24 protein-coding genes are annotated in these 21,622 nt (G+C 65.0%); 10 read left to right on the forward strand and 14 right to left on the reverse strand.

Annotated elements, in window-relative coordinates; genetic code table 11:
• Window positions 1-96: 96 nt before the first annotated feature.
• Genes FGK63_RS17615 through lpxK form a run of 4 tightly spaced genes read left to right on the forward strand, consistent with a single transcriptional unit; the run spans window position 97 to window position 4,447 of the window.
• Window positions 97-1,443 carry a TldD/PmbA family protein gene (locus tag FGK63_RS17615; protein ID WP_138844714.1) on the forward strand — a complete coding sequence of 449 codons (1,347 nt, stop codon included), beginning with the start codon at window positions 97-99 and terminating at the stop codon, window positions 1,441-1,443.
• Window positions 1,430-2,230, forward strand: coding sequence for a 3'(2'),5'-bisphosphate nucleotidase CysQ (locus FGK63_RS17620; protein ID WP_138844716.1), 801 nt, complete (start codon window positions 1,430-1,432; stop codon window positions 2,228-2,230). The genes FGK63_RS17615 and FGK63_RS17620 overlap by 14 nt, the downstream gene beginning before the upstream one ends.
• A complete protein-coding gene (locus tag FGK63_RS17625) occupies window positions 2,227-3,462 on the forward strand; it encodes a 3-deoxy-D-manno-octulosonic acid transferase (protein ID WP_138844718.1) in 1,236 nt (411 codons plus the stop codon). Before FGK63_RS17620 ends, FGK63_RS17625 begins: the two co-directional genes overlap by 4 nt.
• Window positions 3,449-4,447, forward strand: coding sequence for a tetraacyldisaccharide 4'-kinase (lpxK, locus tag FGK63_RS17630; protein ID WP_138844720.1), 999 nt, complete (start codon window positions 3,449-3,451; stop codon window positions 4,445-4,447). Before FGK63_RS17625 ends, lpxK begins: the two co-directional genes overlap by 14 nt.
• Here the strand turns inward: lpxK and FGK63_RS17635 are convergent.
• Genes FGK63_RS17635 through FGK63_RS17645 form a run of 3 tightly spaced genes read right to left on the reverse strand, consistent with a single transcriptional unit; the run spans window position 4,439 to window position 6,745 of the window.
• Complete coding sequence (locus tag FGK63_RS17635) at window positions 4,439-5,560, reverse strand: CaiB/BaiF CoA transferase family protein (RefSeq protein WP_138844722.1); 1,122 nt, start codon at window positions 5,558-5,560, stop codon at window positions 4,439-4,441. The two genes, lpxK and FGK63_RS17635, sit on opposite strands and share 9 nt — an antisense overlap.
• Window positions 5,560-6,225: a DsbA family protein gene (locus FGK63_RS17640; protein WP_138844724.1), complete on the reverse strand. Its 666-nt coding sequence runs from the start codon at window positions 6,223-6,225 to the stop codon at window positions 5,560-5,562. Before FGK63_RS17640 ends, FGK63_RS17635 begins: the two co-directional genes overlap by 1 nt.
• Before the next feature lie 13 nt (window positions 6,226-6,238).
• Window positions 6,239-6,745, reverse strand: coding sequence for a DUF721 domain-containing protein (locus FGK63_RS17645; protein WP_138844725.1), 507 nt, complete (start codon window positions 6,743-6,745; stop codon window positions 6,239-6,241).
• An 81-nt stretch (window positions 6,746-6,826) separates the two neighbouring features.
• Between FGK63_RS17645 and mutY the strand changes: the two genes are divergently transcribed.
• Window positions 6,827-7,882: an A/G-specific adenine glycosylase gene (gene mutY, locus FGK63_RS17650; RefSeq protein WP_138844727.1), complete on the forward strand. Its 1,056-nt coding sequence runs from the start codon at window positions 6,827-6,829 to the stop codon at window positions 7,880-7,882.
• A gap of 61 nt (window positions 7,883-7,943) precedes the next feature.
• The gene (locus FGK63_RS17655; RefSeq protein ID WP_138844729.1) at window positions 7,944-9,077 is read left to right on the forward strand and encodes an alkane 1-monooxygenase; all 1,134 of its coding nucleotides are present in this window, start codon (window positions 7,944-7,946) and stop codon (window positions 9,075-9,077) included.
• Window positions 9,078-9,091: 14 nt separating this feature from the next.
• Here the strand turns inward: FGK63_RS17655 and FGK63_RS17660 are convergent, their stop codons facing one another.
• The 4 genes from FGK63_RS17660 to FGK63_RS17675 all read right to left on the reverse strand — a co-directional run bounded on the left by FGK63_RS17660 (window position 9,092) and on the right by FGK63_RS17675 (window position 13,071).
• On the reverse strand, window positions 9,092-10,474 hold the full coding sequence (locus FGK63_RS17660; protein ID WP_138844731.1) for an adenylate/guanylate cyclase domain-containing protein: 1,383 nt from the start codon (window positions 10,472-10,474) through the stop codon (window positions 9,092-9,094).
• 149 nt (window positions 10,475-10,623) lie between these two features.
• Entirely contained in the window at window positions 10,624-11,727 is a 1,104-nt protein-coding gene (locus FGK63_RS17665) for a site-specific DNA-methyltransferase (RefSeq protein ID WP_138844733.1), read from the reverse strand.
• Window positions 11,728-11,833: 106 nt separating this feature from the next.
• Window positions 11,834-12,451 carry a ribonuclease HII gene (locus FGK63_RS17670; RefSeq protein ID WP_138844735.1) on the reverse strand — a complete coding sequence of 206 codons (618 nt, stop codon included), beginning with the start codon at window positions 12,449-12,451 and terminating at the stop codon, window positions 11,834-11,836.
• A gap of 107 nt (window positions 12,452-12,558) precedes the next feature.
• Complete coding sequence (locus FGK63_RS17675) at window positions 12,559-13,071, reverse strand: hypothetical protein (RefSeq protein WP_138844737.1); 513 nt, start codon at window positions 13,069-13,071, stop codon at window positions 12,559-12,561.
• A 175-nt stretch (window positions 13,072-13,246) separates the two neighbouring features.
• Between FGK63_RS17675 and FGK63_RS17680 the strand changes: the two genes are divergently transcribed.
• Together FGK63_RS17680 and FGK63_RS17685 are read left to right on the forward strand one after the other, a co-directional pair.
• Window positions 13,247-13,534 (forward strand): hypothetical protein, encoded by a 288-nt coding sequence (locus tag FGK63_RS17680; RefSeq protein WP_171052702.1) that lies wholly within the window; start codon window positions 13,247-13,249, stop codon window positions 13,532-13,534.
• A complete protein-coding gene (locus FGK63_RS17685) occupies window positions 13,506-14,207 on the forward strand; it encodes a winged helix-turn-helix domain-containing protein (RefSeq protein ID WP_138844740.1) in 702 nt (233 codons plus the stop codon). The genes FGK63_RS17680 and FGK63_RS17685 overlap by 29 nt, the downstream gene beginning before the upstream one ends.
• 3 nt (window positions 14,208-14,210) lie before the next feature.
• Here the strand turns inward: FGK63_RS17685 and FGK63_RS17690 are convergent, their stop codons facing one another.
• Window positions 14,211-14,474 carry a hypothetical protein gene (locus tag FGK63_RS17690; RefSeq protein WP_138844742.1) on the reverse strand — a complete coding sequence of 88 codons (264 nt, stop codon included), beginning with the start codon at window positions 14,472-14,474 and terminating at the stop codon, window positions 14,211-14,213.
• Window positions 14,475-14,594: 120 nt separating this feature from the next.
• Between FGK63_RS17690 and FGK63_RS17695 the strand changes: the two genes are divergently transcribed.
• Entirely contained in the window at window positions 14,595-16,199 is a 1,605-nt protein-coding gene (locus FGK63_RS17695) for a DUF427 domain-containing protein (protein ID WP_138844743.1), read from the forward strand.
• A gap of 134 nt (window positions 16,200-16,333) precedes the next feature.
• Here the strand turns inward: FGK63_RS17695 and FGK63_RS17700 are convergent, their stop codons facing one another.
• The 6 genes from FGK63_RS17700 to FGK63_RS17725 form a co-directional block, all read right to left on the reverse strand.
• The gene (locus tag FGK63_RS17700) at window positions 16,334-17,143 is read right to left on the reverse strand and encodes a DUF1217 domain-containing protein (RefSeq protein WP_138844745.1); all 810 of its coding nucleotides are present in this window, start codon (window positions 17,141-17,143) and stop codon (window positions 16,334-16,336) included.
• Complete coding sequence (flbT, locus tag FGK63_RS17705) at window positions 17,140-17,541, reverse strand: flagellar biosynthesis repressor FlbT (protein ID WP_138844747.1); 402 nt, start codon at window positions 17,539-17,541, stop codon at window positions 17,140-17,142. Before flbT ends, FGK63_RS17700 begins: the two co-directional genes overlap by 4 nt.
• Entirely contained in the window at window positions 17,538-17,915 is a 378-nt protein-coding gene (flaF, locus tag FGK63_RS17710) for a flagellar biosynthesis regulator FlaF (RefSeq protein WP_138844749.1), read from the reverse strand. The genes flbT and flaF overlap by 4 nt, the downstream gene beginning before the upstream one ends.
• Before the next feature lie 73 nt (window positions 17,916-17,988).
• A complete protein-coding gene (locus FGK63_RS17715) occupies window positions 17,989-19,296 on the reverse strand; it encodes a flagellin N-terminal helical domain-containing protein (protein WP_138844751.1) in 1,308 nt (435 codons plus the stop codon).
• Window positions 19,297-19,505: 209 nt separating this feature from the next.
• Entirely contained in the window at window positions 19,506-19,829 is a 324-nt protein-coding gene (locus FGK63_RS17720; protein ID WP_246044075.1) for a flagellar biosynthesis protein FlgN, read from the reverse strand.
• Window positions 19,830-19,854: 25 nt separating this feature from the next.
• Entirely contained in the window at window positions 19,855-20,130 is a 276-nt protein-coding gene (locus FGK63_RS17725; protein WP_138844755.1) for a rod-binding protein, read from the reverse strand.
• A 132-nt stretch (window positions 20,131-20,262) separates the two neighbouring features.
• On the opposite strand from FGK63_RS17725, the gene FGK63_RS20985 reads away from it, so the two are divergent.
• Window positions 20,263-21,621 (forward strand): flagellar hook-length control protein FliK, encoded by a 1,359-nt coding sequence (locus tag FGK63_RS20985; protein ID WP_218961158.1) that lies wholly within the window; start codon window positions 20,263-20,265, stop codon window positions 21,619-21,621.
• The last annotated feature ends 1 nt before the right edge of the window (window position 21,622 follow it).

Genomic DNA, 21,622 nt, shown 5'->3' on the forward strand with positions numbered 1-21,622 from the left:
AAGGGGCCGCCGTTTGCGCGGCCCTTTCCGTTGGAACCGGGTCTTGCAGGAGGCGCGGGCCGGGGCTAGGTCCAGAGTGAGTGGAATGGAGGCCTCATGACCCGGACAGTCGAAGAAATCAGCCACGCCCTGATCGACGCCGCCCGCAAGGCGGGGGCCGAGGCCGCCGACGCCCTGGTGGTCGAGGGAACATCGGTCTCGGTCGAGGTGCGGAACGGGGCGCTGGAGAATGCCGAGCGGTCCGAAGGCACCGATCTGGGGCTGCGGGTTCTGCTGGGGAAACGGCAGGCGATCGTCTCGAGTTCGGACAGCCGGCCCGAGACCCTGACGGCGATGGCGGAACGCGCCGTCGCGATGGCGCGCGAAGCGCCCGAGGATCCCTTTGCCGGGCTGGCCGGCCCCGCCGAACTGGCGCGCGGTTGGGATGCGGCGGCGCTGGAGCTGTTCGATCCGGCCCCCGAACCCTCGGCCGAAATCCTGATGCAGGACGCGCTGGCGGCCGAGGCCGCGGCGCAGGCGGTCAAGGGGGTTTCCCAGGTCTCGGACGCCGCGGCAGGCTATGGCACGCACCGGGTGCATCTGAGCGCCACCAACGGGTTTTCCGGCGGCTATGCCAGAAGCAGCCGCTCGATCTCGTGCGTGGCGATCTCGGGGCACGGCACCGGGATGGAGCGCGATCATGACGGTGACGGGCGCACCTTTCAGGCCGACCTGCGCAGCGCCGAAGAGATCGGCCGCACTGCGGGCGAACGCGCGGTCGAGCGCGGCGGCGCGCGCAAGCCTGCCACGGGCACATTCCCGGTCCTGTTCGACGAACGCGTTTCCTCGTCCCTGATCGGGCATCTTATGGCGGCCAGCAACGGCGCCGCGATCGCGCGGGGCGCCTCGTGGCTCAAGGACAGTCTGGGCGAACAGGTTCTGCCCGCGAATCTGTCGCTGGTCGAGGACCCGCACCGTCCGCGCATCCCGGGGTCGCGCCCCTTCGATGCCGAGGGGCTGGCGACCCGAAAACGCAAGATCGTCGAGAACGGCATACTGACCGGCTGGACGCTGGATCTGTCGAGCGCGCGCAAGCTCGGGCTGTCGTCCACCGGCAATGCAGCGCGGGGCGTGTCGGGGCCGCCCTCGCCCAGCAACTGGAACCTGAGCCTGACCCAGGGCGACAAGAGCCGGGACGAGCTGCTGCGCGACATGGGCACGGGGCTGCTCGTGACGTCGATGATCGGCTCGACCATCAATCCGAACACCGGCGACTATTCGCGCGGCGCCTCGGGTTTCTGGGTCGAGAACGGCGAGATCGCCTATCCGGTGAACGAATGCACCATCGCGGGCAACCTGCGCGACATGCTGCGGCGGATCGTTCCCGCCAACGATGCCCGCGCCTACCTGTCGCGCGTGGTTCCGTCGTTGCTGATCGAAGGGATGACTCTTGCCGGCAACTGACCTGTCCCTGCTGATCGACGCCGCCCTCGAGGCCGGGCGGATCGCCACCCGCTATACGGGCCGCACCGCGGAACGCTGGGACAAACCGCTGGGCGCCGGCCCGGTGACGGAGGCGGATCTGGCCGTCAACGCCATGCTCGAGGCCCGCCTGCCCGCCGCCCGGCCCGGATACGGCTGGCTGAGCGAGGAAACCGAGGATTCGACCGCGCGGCTTGAGCGGGAGCGGGTGTTCATCATCGATCCGATCGACGGCACCCGCAGCTTTGCCGAAGGGTCGCGCACCTGGGCGCATTCCCTAGCGGTGGCTGAAAACGGCGTGGTGACGGCGGCGGTGATCTACCTGCCGATGCGCGATCTGCTCTATGCCGCGGCGGCAGGTCAGGGCGCGACGCTGAACGGCGTTCCGATCCTGGCGTCGCAGATCGCATCGCTGGATGAGGCCGAGATCCTGGCGGCCCGCCCGAACCTGGAAGGCCGGCATTGGCGCAGCGGGCGGGCGCCGAACTTTACCCGGGCCTACCGGCCCTCGCTGGCCTACCGCATGGCGCTGGTGAGCCAGGGGCGGTTCGACGGCATGCTGACGCTGCGGCCCAGCTGGGAATGGGACATCGCCGCCGGGGATTTGATCCTGCGCGAGGCGCGGGGCAGATGCACCGATCGCGCCGGGAACCCGTTGCGGTTCAACAATCCGCATCCGCGTCTCGACGGGGTGATCGCGGGCGGCGAAAAGCTTCACACGCTCCTGCTGTCGCAGATCGATCCCGAAACCGCGGGGATCCGGCCGTGAGCCGCGCGCGCTCCCTCAGCCTGGCCGCCTATCGCGTGCTGTCCTGGAGAGGACAGTCCAGAAACAGCGGCTATGCGGTGGAGCGCCCCGAAGGCGAGGTTCTGTGGATTCACGTCAGCGCGCGGGACCGGCTTGCGCCGGTTGAGGATCTTTGCCGCCGCCTGTTGCCCCAACGGCCGGGGCTTGCCGTCTTTCTGACCGTCCCGCCCGGCACCGAGCCGGCCACATGGGGGCAGAGCGCCCATGTCCTGGTCAGTTTGCCCAACGACAATGCCTCGGCGGTGCGCGGTTTTCTGGATCACTGGCGCCCGGACATGGGCATGTGGATCGGCGGCGGCCTGCTGCCCAACCTCATCACGCAGGCGGCAGAGCGGGACATTCCGCTGGTCCTGCTCGAGGCCGATATCGACGTTCGCATCCCGCGTGGCCGCCGCTGGCTGCCCGACATCGCCCGTTACACGCTGGACTGCTTTCAGGCCATCCTGACCAGCAGCGAGGCCAAGGCCCGCCAGATCCGGCGTCTGGGCATTCCCTTTGCAAAGGTGTCCATTGCCGCGCCGCTGCAGGTCAGCCCGAATCCCCGCCCCTGGCCCGAGGACGAACTGATCGAGACCAATCACGCGCTTGCCGGGCGTCCCGTCTGGCTGGCGGCATGGGTGCAGGACAAGGAGTTCATCTCGGTCGTGTCGGCCCACCGCCAGGCGCTCCGCCTGCTGCACCGGCTGGCCCTGATCGTGCATGTCGCCGACAGGAACGAGGCCGCGCCCCTGCGCAAGCGGCTGGAAGCCATGGACCTGCGCTGCACAGACTGGGATTCGGACAACCAGATCGAGGACGCGACGCAGGTCATCCTGTCCGCCTATCCCGAGGATCTGGGCCTGTGGTACCGGGTCTCGCCGGTCACGTTTCTGGGCAGTTCGCTGGAGGCCGATGCCGAGGGGGAAAACCCCATGCTGGCCACGTCGCTCGGCTCGGCCCTGATCCACGGCCCCAACGTGCGCAGTTACGCCGACCTCTATGCGCGGCTCGACGAGGTGGGCGCCGCCTGCACGGTGCAAAACGCCGAGGAACTTGGCGACCGCGTGGTCGAGCTGCTGGCGCCTGACAGGGCCGCCGACATGGCGCTGGCGGGCTGGAATCTGGTCACCGAGGGCGCGCAGCTGACGGACCAGCTGAGCGACATGCTTCAGGAGCATCTGGACAAGCGGAGGGTGGACCATGCGGGCGCCTGACTGGTGGAACACGCCGCCCGACCGGCCGGACTGGCGCGCGCGGCTGCTGCAGCCGGTCGGGCGGATCTATGCCCGCGCGACGGCGCGGCGGCTGGCCTCCGGAAACGGCGTGCAGCCGGGCGTGCCGGTGATCTGCGTCGGCAACCTGAACGCGGGCGGAACCGGCAAGACGCCGACGGTGATCTGGATCGTCGAACAGCTGCGCGACGCCTGGCACAAGCCGCATGTCGTCACCCGCGGTCACGGCGGGTCGCTCGAAGGGCCGTTGCGGGTCGATCCCGCCACGCATACGGCGGCGCAGGTGGGCGACGAGCCGCTGCTGCTGGCGGCCTTTGCCGAGGTCTGGGTCGCCAAGGACCGCGCGGCCGGGGCGCGGGCGGCGGCGCAGGACGGCGCCACTGTGATCGTCTTGGACGACGGGTTCCAGAACCCCTCCGTCGCCAAGGATTTTTCGCTGATTGTGGTGGATGCGGCGCTCGGTTTCGGCAACGGGCTGTGCCTGCCCGCCGGTCCGCTGCGCGAGCCGGTCGAGGTCGGGTTGCGCCGCGCCGATCTCGTGCTGTCTCTGGGTTCCGAAGACGCGCAGGAGCAATTCGCCCGGAATTGGGGCGGACGGCTCGGCGTGCCGCACGCGGCCGGAGAATTGCAGCCGCTTCAGACCGGCATGGACTGGAGCAGCACACCGGTTCTGGCCTTTGCCGGCATCGGCCATCCGGACAAGTTCTTTCGCACCCTGCGCCAACTGGGCGCGAACCTCATGCGGGCCGAGGCGCTGGACGACCACCAGCCGCTGACGCCGGCACTCATGACCCGGCTCGAGAACGAGGCGCGTCTGCTCGGCGCCCAGATGGTGACGACGGAAAAGGATGCGGTGCGCCTGCCGCCCGGATTCCGCAGCAAGGTGATCACCCTGCCGGTGCGCCTGCAGGTGCGGCAGACCGATGAGGTTCGGGAACGGATGCTGAAGGCGGCGCCGTCACCCTGAGCGGTCATCCTCGCCCAGTTTCGGCGCGGGCCGGGTCAGCGCCAGTTCCGCGTCCGAAAAGACGAAGGGCGAGCGGATGCCCGGCACCCCTTCCAGTTCGACCTGCATGCCGCGCGCCACGACCTGCGGATCGGCCATCACTTCGTCCAGCGTGTTGATCGGTCCGGCGGGAATGCCCTGCGCTTCGCAAGCCGCAAGAAGATCGGCCTTTTCGCGTCGCGCCGTGGCCCCGTTCAGCCGCGCGATCATCACGCGCCGGTTGGCGAGCCGGTCCTTGTTGCGCTGGAACTCCGGCGCTTCGGCCATGTCGTCGAGACCCAGCACGCGGCAGAGCCGCTGGTACTGCCGGTCGTTGCCGGTGGCGATGATGATATGGCCGTCGGCGCAGTCGAACACCTGGTAGGGCGCGAGGTTCACATGGGCGTTGCCCATCCGCCCCGGCGCCTTGCCCGTGGTCAGGTAGTTCAGCGCCTGGTTGGCGGTGACCGCGACCGCCACGTCCAGCAGCGCCATGTCCACCTGCTGCCCGCGTCCGGTACGCTCGCGCTGATGCAGCGCCGCAAGGACGCCGGCGACAGAGTAGATCCCGGTGAAGACGTCGGTGATCGCCACCCCCGCCTTCTGCGGTTGGCCGTCCGGCTCGCCGGTGATCGACATCAGGCCGGACATGCCCTGGATGATGAAATCGTAGCCGGCGCGATGCGCATAGGGGCCGGTCTGGCCGAAACCCGTGATCGAACAGTAGATCAGGCGCGGATTGACGCCCTTGAGGCTGTCGTAGTCGAGCCCGTATTTCTTCAGGCCGCCGACCTTGAAATTCTCGATCAGTATGTCCGCATTGGCCACGAGTTCGCGCACCTGCGCCTGCCCCTCGGAGGTCGAGAAATCCACCGTGACCGAGGCCTTGCCCCTGTTCGCGGAATGGAAATACGCGGCCGAAACGTCGTCGTCCCGCGTGACGAAGGGCGGTCCCCAGGCGCGGGTGTCGTCGCCGTCGGGCGATTCCACCTTGATCACTTCGGCGCCCAGGTCCGCAAAGGTCTGACCGGCCCAGGGGCCGGCCAGAATGCGCGCCAGTTCGACGACTTTCAGACCGGCGAGAGGTGCCGCCATCAGTTGCCCAGTTCCTCTTCGATCAAGGTCTTGAAATCGGCATAGGACTGGTTCTCGACCTTCTTGCCGTTGACGATGAAGGTCGGGGTCGCCTCGATCCCGTCCTTTTCCGCGTTTTCCTGATACCAGGCGACGAGGGTCTGCGCATTGTTTGCGTCCTGCAGGCAGGCCTCGAGCTGGTCGTCGTCAAGACCGGCCAGCCGCCCGATCTTGCGCAGTTCGCCGACGATCTCGTTCGGGCCGCCGGCGCGGGTCCAGTCGGCTTGGCTCTTGAAGATCAGGTCGGTGAGGCCGAAGAACTTGTCGGGCCCGGCGCAGCGCGCGATCATCGACGCCCACAGGCCGTAGCGGTCGAAATAGACCTCGCGATAGACGAACTTGACCTTGCCGGTGTCGATGAAATCCTTCTTGAGCTGCTTGTACGGGCCTTCGTGGAAGGAGGCGCAGTGCGGGCAGGTGAAGGAGGCGTATTCGATGATCTCGACGGGCGCGTCCTCGGCCCCCTGAACCATTTCGACGACACTCGACGTGTCGATTTCGGTCTCTTGCGCGTTCGCCTGGCCGACCAGCGGGTTGTTGGGCAACTCGACCGCCGGGCGGGTCAGCCAGTAGGCGCCTGCTGCCACGGCGACAGCCGCGCAGATCACGATTGCAAAACGGGTCATTCTCAGCCCTTTCTCAGCGTTTTGTCTTGGATAATACGTTGCGGCCCAGACGTTCAAGGGCCGCGCGGAGATCGTTGTCACAGACCTTGCCTGCGGTCCGTGTCGCCTCGGCGGCAATCTCGGGAGCGATGGCGGGTTTCGCCACTTCCGGCTTGTGCCGGAAACGGGCCTGCCCCTCGGCGAATCCGGTCGGAGCCGTCTGCGTGATGCGGATGCGGCTGATGGCGTTGTAGCCGTATACCGCATTCACCCGGGCGCGGAGCTGTTCCTTCTGCATCTCCAGCATGGGCGCCTGCGGTCCGGTGGTCAGGACCGTCAGCGTGGCGCCGAAACCGCCCTTGCCATAGCCCACGCTGACCGGCAGCGCGATGGAGGCGATGTCCTGCCCCGCGATCTCGGCCCAATGGGTCAACAGGCGCGACACGGCAAAGCCCCGGCTTTCACCGGCGCGCCGGATCTGGTCGTTGAGCAATGTTGCGGTGCGCTTGAACCCGCGCGTCGTGGATTGTCTGGGCGACATCTGGTTTCCGACTCCTCGTCCGCTATTGTAATGGGCGGTTGGGCGGGTGCCAGCGAAACCCGACGAGCAGAGGGATAAAACTTGCGTGACGGTAAAGACCTTGATGTGAGCGGCGTGTTGCTGGCCTGGTACGACCGCCATGCGCGGGACTTGCCCTGGCGGGTCGGTCCGGCGGATCGCGCGGCCGGGATGTGTCCCGACCCCTATCGCGTATGGCTGTCCGAGGTCATGCTGCAGCAGACGACGGTTGCGGCGGTGCGCGACTATTTCCACCGTTTCACGGCCCGCTGGCCCACGGTCGAGGCGCTGGCCGCCGCGCCGGACGAGCAGGTGATGGGAGAATGGGCGGGCCTTGGATACTATGCTCGCGCCCGCAACCTTCTGAAATGCGCCCGCACCGTTGCCGGCGAAATGGGCGGGCGGTTTCCCGCCTCGCATGACGCACTGCGGGGCCTGCCGGGCATCGGCCCCTATACTGCCGCCGCGATCGCGGCCATTGCCTTTGACCAGCCCGAAACCGTGCTCGACGGCAATGTCGAGCGGGTCATGGCCCGGTTTCACGACATCCACGACCCGCTGCCTGCCGCCAAGCCGTTGTTGAAAGAGCGGGCCGCGGCGCTGACGCCGATGCGCAGGCCCGGAGACTACGCGCAGGCGGTGATGGATCTGGGCGCCACGATCTGCACGCCCAGGTCGCCGGCCTGCGGCATCTGCCCGCTGCGCGACCCCTGTCTGGCGCGGGCGTCGGGCACGGCGGCGGAACTGCCGAAGAAGAGCCCGAAAAAGCCCAAGCCCACCCGGCACGGCTATGTCTATCTGGCGCGGCGCGGGGACGGGGCCTGGCTGATGGAGCGCCGCCCGGACAAGGGGCTATTGGGCGGCATGCTGGGCTGGCCGGGATCGGACTGGACCGCTGCGCCGGCCGAAGCCCCGCCCTTTGGCGCGGAGTGGCAAAGCCTTGGCGAGGACGTGCGCCATACCTTCACCCATTTCCACCTGGTCCTGAAGGTTCGTACCGCCGTGCTGCCGGACGGCCTGCAGCCAGAGGGGTTCAAGATCGTCGGCAAGCATGAGTTCCGGCCATCCGACCTGCCCACCGTCATGCGCAAGGCCTATGACCTCTGGCGCGGCCAATAGACCGCTGGGCAGGCACCGTGGGCAGGGATATTCTCCGCCCAAACGGAAATGGAATACCCCGATGATCTCGCACGAATCCCTGTCCCGCTGGCAATCCGCCCTTCCCTTCTGGGCCTCGTTCCTGCTGGTTCCTCTGATCTGGGTCACCGCGAGCCTGGGCGGCTGGTGGCTGATCCTGGTGCCGCTGTCGACCTGGTGGGCTTTTGCGGTTCTGGATCGCCTGACGGGGCTGAACCTTGAAAACGCCGATCCGGACGCGACGGATGACGACCTGCGCTGGTACATTCTGCTGACCAGGCTGTGGGTGCCGGTGCAGTTCCTGACGCTGTACGGGCTGATCTGGTACGCGACCCGCGCCGGGCATCTGGGCACGGGCGAAAGGATCGCCCTGTTCTTCGGCATGGGGGTGCTTTCGGGCACGATCGGGATCAACTACGCGCACGAGCTGATGCACCAGAAGGGGCGGTTCGAGCGCTGGCTGGGCGACATCCTGCTGGCGATGGTGCTCTATTCGCATTTCCGCTCGGAACATCTGCTGGTGCATCACCGCTATGTCGGAACCCCGCGCGATCCGGTCACGGCGCGTTACAATGAGGGGTTCCACCGGTTCTACCCGCGCGTCCTGCGGCAATGCCTGCGGTCGGCCTTTAGGGCCGAGCGCGAGAAACTCGTCCGTAGGGATCTGCCCTGGACCGACCTTGCGAACCCGTTCTGGCGCTACTGGGCGCTGCAGGGCGGGATGCTGCTGCTGGCCGTTCTTGTCGGCCGCTGGGGCGGGCTGGGGCTGTTCCTGGTGCAGGCGGGCACTGCCATCTGGCAGCTGGAACTGGTCAACTATGTCGAGCATTACGGCCTGACCCGGAAGCACCTGGCCAACGGCAAATACGAGCATGTCCACCCGCGCCATTCCTGGAACGCGGCGCACAAGGCGTCGAACTGGCTGCTGATCAACCTGCAGCGCCATTCCGATCACCACTACAAGCCGGACCGGCGCTTCCCGCTGCTGCAGAACCACGCCGAGGAAGCCGCGCCGCAGCTGCCCTACGGCTATCCGGTGATGACCGTGGCCGCCATGATCCCGCCGTTGTGGCGCAGGGTGATGAACCCCCGCGTCCGCGCCTGGCGGCGGCAGTACTACCCCGAGATCACCGACTGGAAGCCCTACAACAAGGCGCGCACTCCGATGCCGCGCTAGAGGCTTTCGCGCCGTCAGATGGTCCAGACGTCCATCCGGCCCTCGACGCCGGGAACGTCCTGATCGCGGCGCTGCTCGAACCCGGACAGTTGGTCCGAATCCGCGCCGGTCTCGCGCAGCGCCTGCTTGCGCAGGTCGTCGCTGATGACCAGCCGGACGCCATAGGAACGGGTCATCGTCTCGAGCTTGGCGGCCACGTTCACCGCGTTGCCGATCACCGCGAATTCCAGCCGGTTCGCGCCGATGTCGCCCAGAACCACCGGCCCGTAATGCAGGCCGATGCCGACCTGGATCTCGGGCTCGCCGGCACGGCGACGTTCGGTGTTCCAACGCTCGATCACCCGGATCATCGAGCGGGCGCAGGCCAGCGCGTTGCCCGCGTCCCGGTCCCCGGCGACAGGGGTGCCGAAGGTCGCCATCAGCCCGTCGCCCAGATATTTGTCGAGCGTGCCGTGGTTCCGGAACACCTCGGATTCCATCCGCGCGTGAAAGCCGCGCAGCACCTCGATCACCTCGTAGGGATCGCGCCCGGCCGCGAATTTGGTGAAGCCGACGATGTCGATGAACAGGACCGCGATGTTCTCCTTTCGCACCTGTTTCAGCGGCTCGTCATTCTGGCTGAGTTCATCGACGACATTGGGCGAGAAATACCGCGACAGGTTGGCGCGTTCCCGTTCGAGCCCCGCATTGGCCATCAGCAGTCGGTTGAAGCGCCGCATGGAAACCCCCAGCGTCACGGCGACCAGCATGAAGACCACCACCTCCTGCACCCGCATGTGGATCATGAAGCTGTTGGGGTCCATCATCTCCGCCACGTCCGGAAAACCGGCAAAGGCCGCCGCCGCGGCCTGCGACAACACGGGGATCGGGGTCGAGAACCACCAGGCCGCGATCCATCCAAGCGTCCACATTCCGGTGGTCCAGCTTCCGATGGCGATGACGGTGCGCCAGGAATAGGCCAGCGTGCCCGCGGCCAGGATGACGAAGAAATACTGGAAGTTGTCAAAGCGGTACTGCATCGCCAGCGGGCGCACGTCGTCGCTGAACGGGTTCGGCACGACCATGCCCAGCGTCATGATCAGAAGATCGGCGAAGATCAGGAACAGCTCGGTCTGGGACTGCCCGACCCGGCCCGCCCGGCGGATCAGCCAGCCATTGGCCGCGATCAAGACCAGGATGAACTCGTAATACAGCACTTCCCAATGCGGGTTTATGAACACCAGAAGCACGCCGATCAGCGCCATCGAGATCCAGCGCGCCCGCACCGCCAGTTCCAGCCCTTCGCGCTTGTGCCGTTCAAGCGCGGCTTCGGTGTACTTGTTGTCCAGATCGTACTCGTCGGGCTGCGTGACGAAGAACCGGTCGAACCTCGATCGGCCCGGGCTGGTGTCGGTCATGCCTCTGGCTCCTTCGTTTGGTGGCGCGAGGACGGGGTCGGGCAATCATCCAAGCACCCCCTACATGAAAACAAAAGACCCCGCCGGTGCCGGCGGGGCAAGGTTTAGTGCCATGTGTCAGGCCACAGGCACCGGCGGTATGGGTTTGATCAGCTGTGCAGTTCGGCCCTGATCTGCTGGCGCAGCACGTCGATCGGCACCGTCTTGCCGTCGCGCCTGAAGCACCAGTAGGTCCAGCCGTTGCAGGAGGGCGCGTTTTCGAGATGGGCGCCCACCTGATGTATAGATCCCTTGATGTTGTCGCCGATCAGGGTGCCGTCGGCGCGCACCTTGGCCTTGTGGCGGCGGTTCATCGAATAAAGCTCTTCGCCCGGACGCAACATGCCGCGCTCGACAAGCTGGCCGAAGGGGATGCGCGGTTCGGCGCGTTTCGAGGCGGAAACCTGCAGCGCCTCGCGGTCGAACTTGCGCACCTTGGCGATGCGCTTCTCGGCCACCTTGCGATAGCTTTCCTCGCGCTCGATGCCGATGAATTCGCGCCCCAGCATCTTGGCGACGGCGCCGGTGGTGCCGGTGCCGAAGAACGGGTCCAGCACCACGTCGCCCGGATTGGTCGAACCGACCAGGACGCGATGCAGCAGCGACTCGGGCTTTTGCGTCGGATGCGCCTTGTCGCCGTTTTCGTCCTTGAGCCGTTCATGCCCGGTGCAGATCGGCAGCACCCAGTCCGAGCGCATCTGCACGCCCTCGTTCAGCGCCTTGAGCGCCTCGTAGTTGAAGGTGTATTTGGCGGCTTCGGATTTCGACGCCCAGATCATCGTTTCATGCGCGTTGGTCAGGCGTTTGCCGCGGAAATTGGGCATCGGGTTCGATTTGCGCCAGACAACGTCGTTGAGGATCCAGAACCCTTCGTCCTGGAGGGCGGAACCGACGCGGAAGATGTTGTGGTAGGAGCCGATCACCCAGATCGCGCCATTGGGTTTCAGCAGGCGACGCGCGGCCTTGAGCCAGTCGCGGGTGAACTGGTCATAGACCGCAAAGCTGGAGAACTGGTCCCAATGGTCGTCGACCGCGTCCACCTGGCTGTTGTCGGGGCGGTGCAACTGGCCCTTGAGCTGCAGGTTGTAGGGCGGATCCGCAAAGATCAGGTCCACGGACGCCTCGGGCAGACTGTTCATCACTTCGATGCAGTCCCCGGCAAGAATCGCGTTTAACGGGAGCGCGGTTGCGCCCTTTGTCTTGGTCGTTGTCATTTCTCTGCCTCAAGTTCCACGGCGCTTTTGCGCTCATTTGGTTGAGACAAGGATGAGTCAAACCGGATTCGCGGTCAAATTCTTTTTTGAATCAAGCGGTTACGATTTACTCTTGATACAAGATATTGTGCACCGGCTTGAACGAACGCCTATGGTGTGGGGTGACACCCAGATTTTGAAGCGCCTCGCGATGCTGTTTCGACGGATATCCGGCGTTGGTTTCCCAGCCATATCCCGGATGCTGTTGCGCCAAATCCACCATCACCCGATCGCGCCAGATCTTCGCGGCGATCGAGGCCGCGGCGATCGAAACAGAACGGCTGTCGCCCTTGACCACGGCCTGGCTGGGCAGGCCCAGGCCGCGCGGAATCATGTTGCCGTCGATCAGCAGGAAGTCCGGCGCCGGATCGAGCGCGGCCACCGCGCGCTCCATCGCCAGGTGCGAGGCGCGCAGGATGTTGTGGCGGTCGATTTCCGCGACGCTGGCCTGGGCCACCGAAACCTCGGCGCGGTCTTGCAGGATCCGCTCCAGCGCGTCGCGACGCCCGGGCGTCAGTTTCTTGGAGTCGTTCAGGCCCTCGGGAATGTCGTCGGGGTTCAGGACGACGGCGGCGGCCACGACCGGCCCGGCCAGCGGCCCGCGCCCCACCTCGTCCACGCCGGCGATCCTGAGATATCCGCGCGCGCGCAGCGCCAGTTCCAGATCGTAATTCGGTGTCTCCATATTCCCCGCAAACCGCGTTTGCGCGATGCGTGCAAGCAAAAAGGGAGGGCCGCGCGACGCAGCCCTCCCCTCGCGGCGCTCCTTGCGGCGCCGCTCCCGCTCGAAACTCAGTCGCGGTAGACGACGCGGTATCCCTGTTGGCGCAGGCATCGCGGTTCGTAGGCGTGGCGGACCCTGTCACCGTTCCAGAATCCGACCTTGCAGGCCTGCGGCAGTTGATTGGCGTATTTGTAGTGTTTCTGCAGGCAGCCCGGCCCGAGCAGCGGATGGTTGCCTGCATAGCCTTCGAACCGGCGGAGGCATCGCTGCGGCAGATCATAGCGGGCGACGCGGTCCGGCAGCGGGCGGACATGGTGCGGTTTGTGGTGCCGCTTGTAGTGCTGCTTGTGATGCGGTTGATGCGCGTGATGGTGGGGCCGGTGATCATCGCGCCGGGCCACGTAGTTGTCGCGCTCGCGGTCCTGGTTCTTTTTGTACTGGTGGACCGCCGCCCCGATGAGGGCGATGGCGGCCAGACCGCCGAGAATGTCCTTTGCATCCGCGGCCCGCGCCCGGGATGCGGAAAAACCGGTGAAGATGATTGCAGTCGATACGATCAGGGCAATGAATTTGCGATGCATGGCTCGGGTCCTTTCGATTGGTACGGCGACCCCTGAACGGATCGCGCCGGGTATGGACCAACCGTCGCCCGCCCATTCCCGGACAGGCAATATCGGGCCGTTGTTATCGAATATCACCACCGACAAGACCCTGTGGTTATTGAATATCCGGCCGTCCACGCGCAGGATGTGGCCCATGAAACAGATCCTCGCTTCCCTGGCCCTCACGGCCCTGATAACCCTGTCTCCTGCAATTGCTGCGGCCCAGTGCTATGCCGACTACAAGGCGAAACAGGATTCACCCCTGCGCCTGCATTACGGCGTCATGCAGGTGTCCAGCTGCTCGCCCGGCGAGGCCGCCGGCGAAGTGGCGGGGCGCCTCAAATCGGCGGGCTGGACGCTGCTGAACGTGATTTCGGTCTTCGGGCCGGAGGGTCTGGAAAAAAGGAAGGCGAATGCCGGACAATTCTATCTCCGTTTCTGAGGCCCGCCGGTCCGGGGTGCGGCTGGCCGGGGTCGGAATTGCGGTGATCGTGGCGATACTGGTGACGGCGGCGGCATTTCTGCTGTGGACCCTGCCCGACGCCAACGCCTTCAACGCGAAAGTCGAGCGGCTGTTCGTCGAAAGCGATCTGACCTCGCAGGCGGAAATCAGGCTGCTTGAGATTCTTGCGCAATCCGGCACCGCCTTTGCCGACACGCTGTCAAGCTACCGGATGGTGATCTTCGTCCTGCTGGTCTTTGCCAGTGCGATGCTGCTGGCCGCCCTGGTCTGCCTCGTCATGCTGGTCACGCTGAACCGGCGCATGGCCCAGATCGAACGCACCGGGATCCAGGTGACATCCCTGCTCATCAGCCGGGAGGAGAACACCGTCTACCTCAACAACATGGATTTCAGGCTGACGCCGGCGGCGATGGAGACGCTGGCGGTGCTGGCCGAGTCGCGGCTCGACGACGAAATCCTGTCGGGCGCCGAGATCGAGGCGATGATTTCCGGCAAGGACGCCGTGGATTGCGAGGAGGCCGCCGGGGCGACCCGGATAAAACGGCTGCGCGACACCCTCGGCAACCAGATGGTCAGCGAGTTGCTGGTCAAGAACGTGGCACGAAAGGGCTACATGCTCGCCATCGACAAGGACGTCATTCAGATGATCTGAGGCCTAGTGATTGGGGGATTCGCGCCCGAATTCTCCCTTGCGCTCCGGCTGCCGAGGCGTGGGGCAGCAGACGCAGCGCGCCATGTTGTCGTAGATCAGTTCGTCATGGATGTTCGGGCATCCCCGCCCGGGCTGCGTCACCACCCGGCCCGGATTGGCAAGCGTCTGGCAAACCGCCATGCAGATGCATTCGCTGCGGCTGGGCGGTTTCGGCGTCTGCGCCAGCGCAGCCCCCGCGACGACGCAGAGCAGCACCGATCCAGACACGATCCGCCGTCCTTTTCGTGCTGTTCTTGCCGCTCTCATTCGGTAAAATCCTCGCGCCGCCCCTTGGAAACCCGGCGGAATGGACCATTCTTAGAAGATCCCCGGCTTGGGAGGCTGCACATGAACGTTCACGCCACTCCACAGACCAAAGGGTACGGCATAGAGATACAGCCACTCAAGGGTCGTATCGCCATCTATCGCGGCGACATCCTGCTGGCCGAAAGCACCGGCGCCAAGGTGATGTATGAAACGCGGCTTGCCCCCTCGATCTATGTCCCGCGCGGGGATGTGAAGGTCGAATTGGGCGATCCGACCGAATTGCAGACCTTCTGCCCGTTCAAGGGCACGGCCACCTATCGCGATGTATTGCTGGGCGAAACCCGCATAGCCAATGCGGTCTGGGCCTATGACGACGCCTTGCCCGAAAGCAAGGCCATCCAAGGCTACATCGGCTTCATGCCCGACACCTATACAAAGGTGGATCTGGGCGAGAACGCCCTGCGCGAAACGGACGAAGGCAATATCAGCGGACCCCTGGTCGATTGGCTGATGCGCGGCGCATGGTCGATTCAGACGCCCGAAGAGTTCACCCGCGCGCTGGCCGAGAAGATGCGGGAACACGGCATCTGCATCCAGCGCCTCGGGATCCTGGTCTGGTCGCTGCATCCCCTGATCGCGGGCAAGCACTATATCTGGGAAAAGGGCAAGGACGAGATTTCGACCTATGCCCCGACTTATGAAATCTACGACCATCCGGGATTTGCCAACAGCCCGCTGCGACATGTTTCGAACGGGCTTGGCGGGGTGCGGCAACGGCTGGACGACGATCATCCCGAGAACAGCTTTCCCATCATGGAGGACCTGCGGGCCAAGGGCGCGACCGACTATGTCGCCATGCCGCTGCCGTTTTCGGACGGGCGGACCAATGTCCTGACGCTGACCTGCGATCACCCGGGCGGGTTCACCACCGCGAACCTGGGTCTCATCTTTGAATGTTCGGCGGTGATCGGCCGCTACTACGAAGTGTTCGTGCAGCGGGAGAACGCGCAGGCGCTGCTGGAGACCTATCTTGGCAAGCGCACGGGCGCCCGTGTTCTGGGCGGCGAGATCCGGCGCGGCGACGGTGACGAGATCGATGCGGCAATCATGTTCTGCGACCTGCGCGATTCGACGGCACTGGAGGAAAGGCTGGGCCGGGACGCCTACATCTCGCTGCTCAACGGGTTCTTCGAAACGGTGTCCGAGATCGTGCACGCGCATGGCGGCGAGGTGCTGAAATTCATCGGCGACGCCGTGCTGGCGGTGTTTCCGGCGGGCGAGGACGCCGCGGCGGCGCAGGGTCACGCCCAGCGATCCGCCATCGAGATCGTGGAACGGCTGGCCGAACTGCGAGAGGGCGGTACCGATGCGCAGTACGATTGCGCGATCGGCCTGTCCTACGGCCGCGTGACCTATGGCAATGTCGGCTCTCGCGAGCGGCTGGATTTCACGGTCATCGGCCAGGCCGCCAACATCGCTGCGCGTCTCGGTGATTTCGGCAAGAACAACGGCCACCGGATCGTGGTGTCGCAGGACATCGAGCCGGCCTGCAGCGACGCCACGCCGCTGGGCGAGATCAACCTCCACAACGTGTCGCGCCCCGTGGTTTCCTACGCCATCCGTTCGCAAGTGCCCGACGCGGCGAACATCGCCGGGACCAAGGCCGAAGCGCAAGGCGTTATCTAGACCGCCGGAATGACACGCCGTTTCCTTGTGAACTGCCCGCGATGCGCAGGGCCGATTTTCCAGGAGTGCCCAGTCGCGGTAAGGCGCGGCGGCCTGCGCGGCCGAACCGAACGGATTGGTGGCGTCAAGCGCATTCACCGACGTCCGGGCCGGATTGACTGCAACAATGTCAAGGCTGTCTGAGCGGCCGGGTTCCCGGCGGAAAACGGCGCCATCTGCGCCCGCGCGAAATAAGTCGTCGTCAGCCGTTCGAGCGCCTCGGGCCGCGAGAATTGGGACAGGTTCGGCGAACCGGTGAGACGCGCGAGTTTGTCCTTGAACATTTCCAACTGCCTGTCGATGTCCAGCTGGGCAAAGGCCTTGGGCAGGCCAAGCGCCGTTTCCATCATGCTGCGCAGGGGCGGCTGGCTCATCAGTTCGAACCATTTCGTGTTCTCGCTGCCCTCCTTTCGGGCAAGGCCGGCAAGGGCATGTTGCGCATACAGCGCAATGCGCATCGTCTGGTCCGTTTCGCCGACGGATGCCTCGAACCGGGACGCCAGGTTCTTGCGCGCGATTTCTTGCATCTGTTCCGGCGAACCGGTCCTGACCAGTTCGCCCGGGCCAAACCCGAAGGCGGACGCCAGATCCCGGTATCTCTTGTCCGACAGCCGGGTGGACAACGCATCCTTGGCACGCGTCCCGTCTTCGAGAATCCTGCGGATGAAATAGGTGTTGCGAATATCACTCTCCAACCCGAAGGCGCCAAGAGCGACGCGCAGCAATCGCGGGTCGGATACCAGATCGCCGGCCGATTTCACCTTGCCGATATTGTCCAGGAAGTACCGGCTGTCCCGTTCGTGCCGCGCGGTTCTGGAAAAGGTCTGCAACTGGATCTCGTGGGTCCTTTGCAGGAACCGCCATCCGACCAGTCCGCCGGTTGGGATGACCGGCTGGAAACTCATTGCCTGAACGCCAGCAGCCGTTCTTCGCGCGGCAACAACGACCGCAGCGATTTCAGGCATCGGTAGTACTCGCCTCTGGTCAGGGCGCTGGTGGCCTGCGCCAGCACGTTGCGGCTGTCCGGATCAGTGAAAACCTGGCTCAGTTCCTCGATTCGGCGCAGCAGTTGCAGACGCGCCTCCTCGCGGCCCAGGTCGCCGGAAAGGACCAGTTGCGCCGCATAACATACGCGACGCACCGGGGTGTTTGCCTCGTCGGGATGAATCGCGTCCCGCAACCTCAGGACATTGGCCTCGGGCGTCATGATCGAAAACCGGCTGCGTCGATCTCCGTTCTCGATCACCACGCCATTGATCAGCACGCGTTCTTTCGGCGCGAGTTTGAGAACCAGCCCGCTCATGCAACGCTCCCGGCCTGCCGCAACCCGCGGAGGACGGCCGTGTTGATGTCAAGCAATGGCTCTACCGGGGCCTTGCCGCCCAGGACGCGGCTGCTGTGCTGCCGGGTGAATTCGGCCAGATAGAAGATCCTGGCGCGCAGATCCACGGGCAACCGGTTCTCGGCATCCGCCACGCCGGCGGCGAGAACCGTCCACAGCCGCCGGTTTTCGTGCAAGGCCGCCGCAAAGCCGCCGAAATCGATGTCCCTTTGCGCAGCGGCGGTCTTGAGACGGTAGGTGATCCGTGAAATCACCTCGTATTCCGCATCGCGCGGCGTGCGCGTAGGCGCGCTTGCCTGGGCATAGGCCTGTCGTGCAAGTGTCTGCGGTTTCACCTGGAATCCTTCCTTGAGCTATCGTGGATGTAGACGCCGGAGCGCGAAACGCGCTCCGGCCGTGGATTCGCGGTTAACGGAACAGCGACAGGATCGTCTGCGGCGCCTGGTTGGCGATCGACAGCGATTGAACCGCAAGCTGCTGCTGGGTCTGCAGCGCCTGAAGCCGCGCCGAGGCTTCCTCCATATCGGCGTCGACCAACGCGCCGATGCCGGATTTGAGCGATTGGCTGAGCTTGGACACGAACTCGGACTGGGTCTCGATCCGGCCCCGGGTCGAACCGAAGGATGCCGAAGCATCGATCGCCGTCTGGATCAGCCCTTCGATATCGTTCAGGGCAGTCCGCGCCCCGGCTGCCGTGCTCACGTCGATGCTGGTCAAGCCCTCCAAACCACCGCCGATGGTCACGCCCGAGGTTTCAATGGCCTGCAGCGACATGTCGTTGCCTGCCCCGGTTTCACCGGTGAAGGTTACCGTCGCCGCCCCGCCGGACGCGACCGAAACGGCGGCTTTCAGCGACGAACCCGATGCCAGGGTTCCTGCCTCGATGGCTGCGGCGACCCGGTCGTTGAACGCCTTCGCCAGAGCATTGGCCACATCCGCCTGGGTGTCGCCGTCGCGCGCCACATAGGACACGGCCCGGGCGCTGTCGTTGAACGCCGCGCCGACCGCACCTGCGGCGCCGGTGATGTTGATCTGCACGCCGGTGCCGGCCGCAACGCTGTCGATCACGAGACTGGTCGTCGGAGCCGTCGCAGCCCCTGTCAAAGTGACCGCGGCCGCAGCGTCCAGTGCGCCGCTGATCGTCGCCCCGGACCCTGCCGCTGCCGCCGTTCCGGTGGTCCAGTCCGTCGACTGAATGCCCAGATCCTGTTTCGCAATGGAGATGTGGCTGACGGTGACAGATCCATCCGGCTTGCGGTCAAGCGAACTGAGCACGTCGATGCTGCCCGACCCCGCTGTGGCCTGCCGATTCGACAGAAGGTTGAGGCCGTTCAGCTGAGCCGCGCCGACCACCGAAGAAATCTGGTCGCGCAGTGCGACGATATCGGTCTGGATCTTTGCCCGGTCGACGTTCTCTTCCTGGGCCGAGACGATCTTGCCCTTGATCTGGGTCAGCAGGTCCGCGACTGTTTCCGCCCCGTTCTGCGCGACCGCGACGGTGGATTCCCCCAGCGACAGGCTGTCCGAGATGCCCCGGAACCCTTTGACATCGGATTCCATCACCTTGGAAATCGCCCAGACGGCCGCATTGTCGCGGGCCGAGGCCACCGACTTGCCGGTCGAGATCTCGTTCTGGGTCGTCGCCAGGTTCTTGTTGACCGCCTTAAGTGTTTGCAGCGCCACCATTGCGCCGTTGTTCGTCAGAATGCTGGACATTTTTGTCTTCCTTTGCGTTTCGGGCGTTTCGACACCCTGGGTCACCCCGTCCGGCAGGACGGGAACAATGTCGTTCTGACCTTTGCGATTGACCGGGCCGGTTTTCGCGCCACCTGCGTTTCAGGTGCGGGTCCACCTTTGACCGCGATCTCCTAACGGAATCCTAAGACCGGCTGCCCCGATCATTTGGATTTGAATCAAGCCGCGCCTCACGCCTTTTTTTCCAGTTGGGCCGGTCCGCGCACCGGTATGCTGTTCCTTTGACCCGCCGCATCGTAGGTATGGAGCCCCTGCCGCACCCGGCGCAGTTCCGCCATGCGATGCGCCACCGCATGGATCCCTTCGGAAGCGCTTTTGAGCAGCGCACGGTTGCGTTCGACCGATCTCTGGGTCCGCGAAAGCCTGTTTGCGTCGGTGATCCGTACCTTGCCGAGCGCATCGATCAACCGCTCTTTTTCACGCATCATCTGACCCAGACTTTCCAGCTCTCCGGCGATCAGGGCTTTTCGTTCGCGGTCCAGCAGGTCTTCCAACTCCCGAATCAGGTCGGCCGACTGGTCATGTGTCATGGCGCTTTTCCAGCAATGCGTTGAACAGGGTTTCGGCCAGGCCGATGCCGCCGGATTTCGCCAGTTGCCTGGCTTGCTCCAGCACCAGCATGGACGAGAATTGGTCCTCGCCCACCCCGCCGCCAAAGGCTTGCGAGGGTTTGCCCAAGCCGCCAGAGCGGAGCATTTCGGCAAGAAACGTGGCCTCCAGCTCGACTGCGGCGTTCCGCAGGGCCGAGATTCTGTCCGGAATACGCACAGTGGGCGTCGGTGTGTCGACCTTCATGTCCTGCCTCGAAAATCGCTTCGAACTTTCTGGAACAAAGTGGAAAGCCGTTAAAAAATTCGTAACCCGAGCCCGGCAGATTGCAGTCATCCACAATGGACCCCGAACGCGATGCCCAGACCAGTGACGATCATGCCCCCCGCGACGAACCGAGGAACGGTCGTTTCCTTTGGGGTGCACGGGCGCGGAGTTCGGGAACAAGGCATGTCGTTTGGCCGGCTCGTCGAAGATGGCGCAAAGCCGGTCAGGAAAACGGCCGATGGCACCGGAACCGTCGGTTCGGAGGCAGAGGCCCAATCGGCGCAACCTCGGCCGGACACCTCCGCTGCGCAGCCGTTCGAAACTGACGGCGACCGCAAGGAAACCGACGCTGTCACACTAGAGCAGGCTTTGATGTGGGAACCCTTGATGACGAGTTCCAAACCGACGGAGGAACATCTCCTTGATCCTTCGTCCGCAGCGGAAGGTGCGACATGGCCGCTTGGAGATTCGGCCGCCCCACAGTCCCGGCAGGCGTTCGGTGGCCGGAAGGCCGTGGAAGCGACAGATCTTCGGTTGGCGGCGGCCAATGCAGGTCAACTCAAGCGGAACGTTCAACCCATCGAACTTCCAACCGCCGATCCGAACGGGGTTCGTGTTCCCGGCCCGGCCGAGGGCCACGCGGCAAGCGCGGTGGTTGCCACGACTGAGGGTCAGCCACAAAGCGAAGCCACCGGCGCATTGGCGAATAACGCCAGGATCAAGTTGACGAATACCCTGCCCGTGGTACTTGCGGGACGTTTTTTCATCGGCAATTTCCGAACGGAACCAGGCGTGGATGATATGCCGTCGCTCGCGACCCCGAATGCGCCGATGCGGTCATTTTCGGACGGCCCTACCTTGATCTCGCCTGGTGCCGGCGGCAGTTCCGAAATCCCGTCTCAGGTGTTTGCGACCGCGATGCCCAGACACCCGGACAAAGAGACCGAAGCGGGAGAACATGACCTTCTGCTCGAGGCGGAGGCGCTCCGAGAAAGCGGACCGGGCGACTTGTCGAACCGTGCGAACCTGCGCGAGCTTGACCGGGGTCAGGCGGTCAGCTTGTTTGCGGCCCGCGCCGAAATGGTGCGATCTGCCGCGCAGCAGATCTCGGCCGCGATCCAGGCGCGTCCCGAATCGGGGGGCGTGGACATCACCCTGAACCCCGAGGAGTTGGGGCGCGTCTCCATGATTTTGCGGTCCGGCGAGGACGGTCTGTTTCTGTCGATCGCCACTGAACGGCCCGAAACGATGGATCTTTTGCGCCGCCACATCTCGCAGCTGACCGAAGAGTTTCTGCAGCTTGGATATGACACCATTTCGTTCGAGTTCGGCACGACCACAAACGGTACCGGCGGGAATCCGGGCAAGGCGGATGCATCCCCGGACCGCGAAGAGGACACCGCGAAAACATCGTTCGGTGGTGCCATGCCCCTCGGTTTCTCGCCCGCGGGCGTTGATTTGAGGCTTTGAG

The sequence above is a fragment of the Ruegeria sediminis genome, assembly GCF_005938215.1.
GTDB classification, from domain to species: domain Bacteria; phylum Pseudomonadota; class Alphaproteobacteria; order Rhodobacterales; family Rhodobacteraceae; genus Ruegeria; species Ruegeria sediminis.